The sequence below is a fragment of the Shewanella sp. UCD-FRSSP16_17 genome (genome assembly GCF_001675935.1).
GTDB lineage: Bacteria > Pseudomonadota > Gammaproteobacteria > Enterobacterales > Shewanellaceae > Shewanella > Shewanella japonica.
This window is the reverse complement of sequence record NZ_LZFV01000034.1, coordinates 1-730: the sequence shown is the minus strand read 5'-3', so window position 1 is coordinate 730 and position 730 is coordinate 1. Positions and strand designations below refer to the sequence as shown.

Sequence of the window (730 nt, the reverse complement as noted above, 5' to 3'; positions counted from 1 at the left end):
TCGGACATCGTTAGCTCAAATGCTTGTTACTAGCTCGCCAACGCTTTTCGCAAGTTACTACGTCCTTCATCGCCTCTGACTGCCAAGGCATCCACCGTATACGCTTAGTCACTTAACCATACAACCCAAATAAGTTTCAAAGAAACTCAAGTTGTACCGTAACTAGCTGGTTTATTACATAATTTGCATGTGAATTAACACTACACAAATTCGCCTTAGTTTTAGAATATTCAAGACACTTAATAAAGTGTTTTGAGAACTCAATGTATTACTAAAAAGGGATTAACTTCCCAGTAATACGATTTGTAATTAATACAACGACAGACATCATCGTATTAAATACTATCAGCTTTCCAAATTGTTAAAGAACAATGCTAACCGGCTGGCGGCGCATTTCGCTCAACTCCATAAAGGAGTAACAAGCAATCTGTGTGAACACTCAACAAACATTAAGTTAGTCGTATAGGTAAGGAGGTGATCCAGCCCCAGGTTCCCCTAGGGCTACCTTGTTACGACTTCACCCCAGTCATGAACCACACCGTGGTAAACGTCCTCCCGAAGGTTAGACTATCTACTTCTGGTGCAGCCCACTCCCATGGTGTGACGGGCGGTGTGTACAAGGCCCGGGAACGTATTCACCGTAGCATTCTGATCTACGATTACTAGCGATTCCGACTTCATGGAGTCGAGTTGCAGACTCCAATCCGGACTACGACGCTACGACGAGCTT

General features: G+C 43.7%; 2 rRNA genes. Both read right to left on the bottom strand.

The window, feature by feature from the left end:
• Window positions 1-118 (bottom strand): 23S ribosomal RNA (locus A9267_RS13935); the annotation flags it as partial.
• A 349-nt stretch (window positions 119-467) separates the two neighbouring features.
• A 16S ribosomal RNA gene (locus A9267_RS21945) occupies window positions 468-730 on the bottom strand; the annotation flags it as partial.